The following is an 8,055-nucleotide window of genomic DNA, read 5'->3' on the forward strand; positions in this document are numbered from 1 at the left end:
TCTTCAAAAAGATTTTCGACAAATGTGATATGAAAATCACGTTGAATGCCATTACCCTGCCATTATTAGAAGCCATCGTAACGCGCAATACAGGTCATGGTATCGATTTTAGTCGTGGTAATGGCTTTGATCAAAAGGACTCCAACTATATCATCATTCGTTACCTTGACTCTGGATTCTTCCTAGAAAAAGACGGTACAGCACCTACAGAGTGGCAAAAAACTGCGGCTGAGACTACAGCTAAATTTAATTACGATGTAAAAACATTATTAATATAATATTAGTTTTATTGTGAAAGTTAGGAGTTACTATGTCTGTATATCAATTTTCTCTGCCTAATAAGTCTGGTGAATTGCAATCGCTACAAAATTTTGAAGGCAAAGTTCTTATTGTTGTTAATACGGCAAGTAAGTGTGGATTTACTCACCAATATGAGGGGTTAGAGGCTCTTTATAAGAAATACAACGAACAAGGTTTAGAAATTATTGCGGTCCCTTCCAACCAGTTTGGCGAGGAAGAGCCTGGTTCTAATACCGAAATTCAATCCTTTTGCAAGGTAAATTATGGGGTTACTTTTACTGTGATGGGTAAATCTGATGTGCGTGATGAAAGTGCCTTGGATTTATTCAAATATATGATTAAAGAGCAACCATTTAAAGGGTTCCCGCCTAGTGATAAGACAGAAATGCTTACAGACTATCTCAATGGCATTGATCCTAACTATCTAAAGGACGATGAGGTAAAGTGGAACTTTACTAAGTTTGTTATAGATCGTAAAGGTAATGTGGTAGGGCGCTTTGAGCCTGTTGTAAAACCGATGGAAATGGAATCTTTTATTAAAACATTATTATGATTTTGGCAGACGACTAAATTTTAGGGAATAAGTGACATTGATTTATAATATCTCTTGCTTCTTAAAAGTATTCGTTTAGTAGCGTACTTAGTATGGTAAAGAAAAGAACCGCTAGTTTTGTAACTAGCGGTTCTTTTGTGTATATAGTAATATTAGCGAACATAAATATTTGTACCCTAAAAAAAGATACCATAAAATGCTTGAAATAGTAAAAATATGTGATAACATTTGAATTATATTAGAGCGAAAAGGAGAATCACCATGGCAGAGCAACTCGTAAATGTTCATGATTTAGTGGGCCGCTGTCCCTATGCAACGAGCCAAAAGTTATTAGCCGGCAAATGGTCTTTATTGATCATGCACGAATTATCTGAAGGTCCTGTGCGCTTCCGTGAGTTAGAGCGCCGCTTATATCCAATTACGCAAGCCACTCTTACTAGAGCTCTGCGACAAATGGAGGATGACGGTTTAGTTCATCGTGAAGTATATGGTACTATTCCACCTAAGGTAGAATATAGCCTTACCGAAGTGGGGGCAGAGTTTAAAGCGGTTCTCGCATCTCTTGAAAAATGGGGGAACCAATATATCGACTATATGAAAGCCGCTGGCCGCATTTAAGAAGTGCCAGCGGCATTTCTGCCCTTATTATGATATAAATAGCCATTTGTTTATGCCATGTATTAAGAAAAATATGGTATAATAAACAATACGAATGATATAAATTCTCAATAAATGAGAGGTATTGATAATAATGTTGAATGTTACTTTTTTAGCGCATAGTGGCTTTCTTGTAGACGACGGTAAGCGTTGCTATGTGTTTGATTATTATAAAGATCCTAACAATATTGTTTGGCAATTAGCAAAGCGTGGTCGTGAGCTTTGGTTCTTTGTAAGCCATGTTCATGCAGATCATTTTAATCCATCCATTACAGAGTTTGATGGTCCTCAAACACGCTATATTTGCCATCAAGATGTGCCATTAGAAGGGAAGGTAAAGAAATGCATTACCATGCGCCCAGGTCATGATGCTACATTAGATGATGTAGGCATTCATATGTATGGTAGTACCGATGAAGGTGGTTCTTTCTACGTAAAGACAAATACGGCTAACATCGATTCTGATTCTATTTTCCACGCAGGTGACCTCAACTGGTGGCATTGGCTTGGTGATACGCCAGAGAATAATGCAGATGCAAAGCGCATGGCATGGCGTGAGTTTAAAGAATTGGACGGTTTGTCTGTAGATGTAGCGATGTTCCCTGTAGATAATCGTTTGGAAGACGCTATGGAGTGGGGCGCCATTGAGTTTTTGCGCCGTGTAGAGGTGAAAAAAGCCTTTATTCCGATGCATCTAAATGGACCACTATGGACACCATCTGTGTATTTTAAAGCTCTCTTTGGTGATGTTCCTGTGTGGGAACCTCAAAAAGAAGGCGATGAATGTACATTTTAACTGAAGTGTTAATCGGATGCTCTAGCAGATGATGGATACACATATTAAATATACTTTCACAAGTTGTAGTATGTGAAAGTTCGTGGCCTCTATGGTCACTACGTTATATGGGGAGAGTCTGTATACGTAATTTAGTAAGTTAGGATCAAGTGATGATGAAAACTAAACCAGTGGCAACCACCCTATTGGTTGTCATGGCTATTATATTTTTAATTTCATATCCACAACGGCAAGATATGTTTTGGGCATTTATCATGCACGTATCTGGGGCCGCTATGATCGGTGGCTTGGCGGATTGGTATGCGGTGACGGCGCTCTTTACAAAACCTTTGGGGATACCTTTTAAGACTGCTATCTTACCACGCAGTAAGGAACGTCTTATACAAATGGGGCGCACTATGCTCAGTGAAGAGTTATTGCGCGTGCCTCAAATGTACTATGCCATCAAAAAAGAACGGGTTATGGTCCGCATTATTGAATACGGCATGAGCGATGTAGGACAAGACCAAATGCGGGATATTTTGTACGGTGTAGGGAATCAGGTATTATCCCATATGGATATTGAACCTATGCGTCAGGAAATCAATAAAGCCATATACAAAGGCGTTACAAACTGGAAGGCGACACCGCTCGTTATCTTGTTTGGCCGCTGTATGTTAGAACGCCATACGGCGAGTATTTTCTGGCTTTACTTTAATCGTACTTGTCAGCGCGTCATTGCATCAAATCAGGTATATCCGTACTTGTACCGCGTAATGTTAGACATTATGAAAACCTATACGAAGGATTCCTTCTTCCGTGAATTGGCTATTGCCTTTGGCGGGGATGGGCTTTCACCAGAACGATTGGTAGAAACAGTACAGAAAAAGGCTGTTCAATTCCTTAAGGATAATGAGTCCATCGACTCTGATTTAGGTCGTTACGTATGGGGCCAAGCCATTCGTTTCTTCAATAATTTGGAAACCAATGCAGAGTGGCAAGCATTCATCGAAGAGCATAAGGATCAATGGATTAAGATGGTTCTCGAAGAATGGGAAGGCAAGCTCATCGATGGTGATACTGTGGACTGGAAACGTCTCATGGATATCGTTATCGGTCGCTTTAATGTGCTCGGCACAGAGATTTTGCTGAACCCAGACAAGCAAGCGCCCTTTGAACGATTCTTCTTGTTACGCAGCATTCCGTGGTTACAAAAATTAAACCCTCTCATCGATAAGGTGGTAGGGCAGGAATTATCTCGTTACTCCCCTGATGAAATCACCCAAATTGTACGAGGTAAGATGTACTATGACCTTCAAATGGTTCGTATCAATGGTTCCCTCGTAGGGGCTGTTTTAGGTGGTATATTCTACGGTTTATATCTTTTGGTAGAGGGGGTGCTCAAATGATTCAGTATTTGAAATCCCTCACCTTGCGGCAACGTGCTAATGGTATTCTTGGCTTGACCGCTGTATTGTACTGTTTTGTTTTCATAGGTCAATTTTTCTATGGTCGTGAAAGTTGGTATCAGCCTCTTTATTGGGCTGTGCAGTCAGCACTTATCGGCAGTGTGGCGGACTGGTTTGCCGTAACTGCATTGTTCCGTAAGCCACTAGGTTTTCCATATCATACAGCGTTAATTCCTCGCAATAAAGATCGCCTTATCAACGGTGTTATCAAGCTCGTTGAGACAAAGATGCTTACCAAGGAACGGTGCAAAGTATTGTTGAGCAATGTTCAATTTGTACCATTATTTGAAAAATTCTTGTTATCTCCAGAAGGGCAACGGGCAGCGCGCCTTGTGATACATCAAGGGCTACATCTGTTGTGGAAATCTCAAACGAACGAGGAATGGGCACAATGGGGGGCAAAACGCATCCGTGGATTGCTTCAAAAGCATTCCCTAGTACCGGTTTTGAAACACGTATTGCTCGACTTATGTGAACATAATCGCTATGAAGGTATGGTTGTACAGGTATTGAATGTAATTCAAGAACGTATTAACCATCCAGCTATGGTTACGTGGCTTACAGCGGTTGTAGCAGAAGAGGCGCATAAGAAAAAGCGAAAAGGCTTCTGGTCTGATTTCCTCATCTCTATGTCTGAAGCGACCGATGTGGTGAACTACAAAGAACTGGCGCAAGCTATTGTTCAAGAGGCCTATGCGATGCTTGAAAATTGGAAGCGTCCGAATAGTCCTGAACGGACTGCATGGCTTCGCCAATGGGTAGACCCAATTCGTCATATAGAAGAGAATCGCGAGGTTTGTGATGCTCTTGATGAAGCGTGGGAACGCTGGATTCGCGAACAAGATTGGGAATCTGTCATTGAGAACCATTTATGCCCTTATGTAGAGGAACTATTACTTGTAGGGGATGAAAATGGAGAAACACCTGCACAAGTCCTCGTAAATATTGCCCTTGAATTGTGGGCTGTATACGGTCAATCCGAAGATTTGAGAAATCGTATTGAAGATACATTGCACAATATTGGCATATACGTGCTTGAACAAGGCTATGACCTTATTGAAACTATCATACGCCAGGTTCTAGGCGGTCTTAGCTCAGAGAAGTTTATCTACTTCATCGAATCTAAGGTAGAGGATGACCTCAGCTGGATCCGTATCAATGGTGCCATTGTTGGTGCTATTGCAGGGCTCGTTGTATGGACCTTCCTAGAATATGTGTATATGCCATTATGGCAACAATTCATAGGCTAAAAATTAAATGCTTAATAATTAAGCGCTTCATAATAAAAGGGACTGACCGTTGGTCAGTCCCTTTAGTTTATTCTTCTGTTCTGTTGTACGGTAATCGTACTGTAAATGTAGTTTTTACTTGTGGCTCGCTTGTGGCTGTTACTGTGCCGTGGTGTAAGCTAATAACTTTATTTACAAAGTATAAGCCAAGTCCAATACCGTGATTTGATTTCTTATTTCGAGATTGCTCTGTTTGGTACATGCGATCCCAAATATGCTCAAGGTTTTCTGGCTCGATACCGATGCCGTTATCTGTTACCGTAATAACAAGTTCACCGCCGGCAAGCTTGGCTGAAATGTCGATGGTGGAATTCGTAAACTTGATAGCATTGTCCACCAAGTTTGTAATGGCACGACGTAAGGACACTTCATGAGCCACGATACTCATATGCGGTTGAATATTGGAGGTGATGGAAATCCTTTTTTCTGTATTCTCTGCAACGAGTCGCGTATAGTCATGAACCATATTGGTTAACATCAACGATACATCTACAGGTGCTAAGTTGAGTTCATGCGCATTCTCTAGGCGTGCTACATCGAGCAATTGACTTACGAGGTTAGTCATAAACTTGGCTTGTTCTAAGATATGTGTTAAGCCTTCTCGTAAATCGTCCTCTGTACGGCCGTATTTTAAAGCGAATTCACTTTCTGCTTTGATAACAGCAATTGGTGTACGCAACTCATGAGATACGTCAGAACTAAACTGTTTTTCCCGATTAGAGGAGTCTTCCAGACCTGAAATCATGCGGTTAAACGTGGTGGTAAGCTCGTAGATTTCATCGCGCGCAGTACGAACAGGAATATCAATACGGCGGCTCAAGTCATTGTTCTTACCGATAACCTTAGCTGTTTTCGTCAAGGTTCGGACCGGCTTGAGGCCTTTTTTGATGAATAGATAACCACCTAGTGATGAAATCAACAAGAAGATAACATCACCTAATAATAAACTATATAGTAGGTTTTCTGTCTTTTTAGACGCTGTTTTTACCTTTGTAACAGCACGCAAAATACCACGATAGTTTGGTTCATTAACCGGCGTATCGTAGTAATAGAAGGTGTCGTCACCTACAGCAATTTCTCCAACCTGTCCTAAGGAGAGGACTGTTTGGTTTGGGAAACCGTCTGGTAAGGCGCCTTTAATAATATAGCCGTCTTGGGTGGAAACAAAGAAGAATGTATTATCTTGGTACGGTTTAAATTTGCGAATATCCGTAGCCATGATCATTGCTTGCTGCTGCAAGCGCTCACGTACTTCTTTGTTATCGGACTCGTGCGTATATGCATAAATCCATGCAGAGGCAACCATCAAAATGATGAGCAAAAAGATGGTATACCAAGACATAATTTTAAAAGTGAGGGGCAGCCGATTAAATAAATCGGTAGCTGCCCCAGACATGGTGTCTAGATCTCGGTGAGGATCATTAGTTTTCTGTTTTGAGGACATACCCTACTCCACGAACTGTTTGAATGAGTTTTACATTCTCGTCAGTATCGATCTTTTTACGTAAATCTTTGATGTATACATCGATAAGATTAGAGTAGCTTTCATAGTCGTATTCCCAAACATGGTCAAGAATTTGTTGACGGGATAATACGATGTTTTCGTTACTTGCTAAATAGAATAAGAGGTCGAATTCTTTAGCAGTCAATGTGATTGTTTCACCGTCGCGTTTAACAGTACGTTGAGGCACATTAATTGTAAGTGGACCTACGTGGATATCGTTTTGTGCGTGGCGCGCATTACGACGAGCCAATGCATAAATACGAGCCGTTAATTCTTCAAGATCGAAAGGTTTTACAAGGTAATCGTCAGCGCCTGTGTTGAGGCCTGTAACTTTATCTTGTAAGGAATCTTTTGCAGTTAAAAGCAATACAGGTGTTGTATTACCGTCGTTGCGCATTTGTGCAAGAGCGCTAATGCCGTCAAGGACTGGCATCATGATATCCATAACGATAACGTCATAGCTAGATGTATTTACATAATCGATGGCTTGTTGACCATTGAAGCATGTATCAACTGTCATATTCTCTGCACGCAAATATTTGGCCGTAATGCCATTCAGCATTTCTTCGTCTTCTACAAGTAAAATTTTCATTCTCTGTTCTCCTTATGTATGAGTTAAAAATATAGCTCTCCAACTACATTAATATAGTCATTATATATATATGCTTTCATTTTGGTGAAAGCCACAACACCATATAGAGTTGACTATATATATAATATTATATAACTTATTTATCTATTATCATACCTTATACAACAGGAATGAGCAAAAGATGAATGTATATGCGAGTTTATAAGCCTGTTCTTCATGTTTTGAGCGCTCAAAAACGAAGAAAACTTGAAACTTAATGAATTCTGCTAATGAATGAAGATGAACTATATCGAAGATTGCCGTATGCGCATAGATGAACAGGATTTTGCCAATTTTAGCGAGTGTGAAAGAAATCACTAAAAAAACTTATGATAATAATTATCAGAGAGTTAAATACCAATAATAGCCGTAGAAATTTGATGATTTTCGATGATTAAAATCTAGGTAGTTTTAGTAGGAATTTAACGGATATTAATTATTATGAACAGTTTGGTAATCTTATAAAGTCAGTATTAATAAGACTTGTTAAGGGTCTAGCGGAAATAAAAATATACAAAAATTTCGGAACCGAATTACTTTCGTAATATCCTTAACTTCCTGTATGAAATATTCATAAATCTATTTTAAATGTTCATAAGTAAACAAGAAAAATACTAAGTGAAATAAATTATCAGTTAGATTAATCGAAATTAATTATGCATAATAGGGTTTAGACATCATACAAAATGCTCTCTATAATTATATGTAAAGCTATAAGAAAAGTCGCATAAGTATGGGGCTTTTCTTGAAAGAAAAATGATTAGGTTATCAAAAATTTTTATAAGTTTTTGAAATGAGATAGTCTAACAAGTTTTCTTATTAATAGGTAGTTATGAGGAGGTCATTATGGAACAGTTTGATGTTCTAGTAGTAGGTA

At 39.4% G+C, this 8,055-nt stretch carries 7 protein-coding genes and 1 pseudogene; 6 read left to right on the forward strand and 2 right to left on the reverse strand.

The annotated features are described in order from the left end of the window. From QZ055_RS06765 to QZ055_RS06790, 6 genes and pseudogenes are all read left to right on the forward strand, one after another. Positions 1 to 278 (forward strand): annotated as a pseudogene (locus tag QZ055_RS06765) (hypothetical protein); the annotation flags it as partial. Positions 279 to 310: 32 nt separating this feature from the next. Further along, a complete protein-coding gene (locus QZ055_RS06770; protein WP_005385076.1) occupies positions 311 to 853 on the forward strand; it encodes a glutathione peroxidase in 543 nt (180 codons plus the stop codon). 261 nt (positions 854 to 1,114) lie between these two features. Then, a complete protein-coding gene (locus QZ055_RS06775; RefSeq protein WP_295232501.1) occupies positions 1,115 to 1,471 on the forward strand; it encodes a helix-turn-helix domain-containing protein in 357 nt (118 codons plus the stop codon). A 133-nt stretch (positions 1,472 to 1,604) separates the two neighbouring features. Then, complete coding sequence (locus QZ055_RS06780; RefSeq protein WP_005385079.1) at positions 1,605 to 2,306, forward strand: MBL fold metallo-hydrolase; 702 nt, start codon at positions 1,605 to 1,607, stop codon at positions 2,304 to 2,306. A gap of 152 nt (positions 2,307 to 2,458) precedes the next feature. Then, entirely contained in the window at positions 2,459 to 3,694 is a 1,236-nt protein-coding gene (locus tag QZ055_RS06785) for a DUF445 family protein (RefSeq protein ID WP_039968864.1), read from the forward strand. Next, positions 3,691 to 5,004, forward strand: a complete 1,314-nt coding sequence (locus QZ055_RS06790) for a DUF445 domain-containing protein (protein WP_295825505.1) — start codon at positions 3,691 to 3,693, stop codon at positions 5,002 to 5,004. Before QZ055_RS06785 ends, QZ055_RS06790 begins: the two co-directional genes overlap by 4 nt. 67 nt (positions 5,005 to 5,071) lie before the next feature. On the opposite strand, the gene QZ055_RS06795 is transcribed toward QZ055_RS06790, so the two are convergent. Together QZ055_RS06795 and QZ055_RS06800 are read right to left on the reverse strand one after the other, a co-directional pair. Then, positions 5,072 to 6,487, reverse strand: a complete 1,416-nt coding sequence (locus QZ055_RS06795; protein ID WP_295804371.1) for a HAMP domain-containing sensor histidine kinase — start codon at positions 6,485 to 6,487, stop codon at positions 5,072 to 5,074. Continuing rightward, positions 6,465 to 7,139, reverse strand: coding sequence for a response regulator transcription factor (locus tag QZ055_RS06800; RefSeq protein WP_005385087.1), 675 nt, complete (start codon positions 7,137 to 7,139; stop codon positions 6,465 to 6,467). The genes QZ055_RS06795 and QZ055_RS06800 overlap by 23 nt, the downstream gene beginning before the upstream one ends. Positions 7,140 to 8,055: the final 916 nt, after the last annotated feature.

This window comes from uncultured Veillonella sp. (assembly GCF_905209685.1).
Taxonomy (GTDB): Bacteria; Bacillota; Negativicutes; order Veillonellales; family Veillonellaceae; genus Veillonella.

Coding starts and splice junctions, on each gene's coding strand:
- QZ055_RS06775 (WP_295232501.1), top strand. CDS start 1,115: ATGGCAGAGCAACTCGTAAATGTTCATGATTTAGTGGGCCGCTGTCCC.
- QZ055_RS06790 (WP_295825505.1), top strand. CDS start 3,691: ATGATTCAGTATTTGAAATCCCTCACCTTGCGGCAACGTGCTAATGGT.
- QZ055_RS06800 (WP_005385087.1), bottom strand. CDS start 7,139: ATGAAAATTTTACTTGTAGAAGACGAAGAAATGCTGAATGGCATTACG.
- QZ055_RS06780 (WP_005385079.1), top strand. CDS start 1,605: ATGTTGAATGTTACTTTTTTAGCGCATAGTGGCTTTCTTGTAGACGAC.
- QZ055_RS06770 (WP_005385076.1), top strand. CDS start 311: ATGTCTGTATATCAATTTTCTCTGCCTAATAAGTCTGGTGAATTGCAA.
- QZ055_RS06785 (WP_039968864.1), top strand. CDS start 2,459: ATGATGAAAACTAAACCAGTGGCAACCACCCTATTGGTTGTCATGGCT.
- QZ055_RS06795 (WP_295804371.1), bottom strand. CDS start 6,487: ATGTCCTCAAAACAGAAAACTAATGATCCTCACCGAGATCTAGACACC.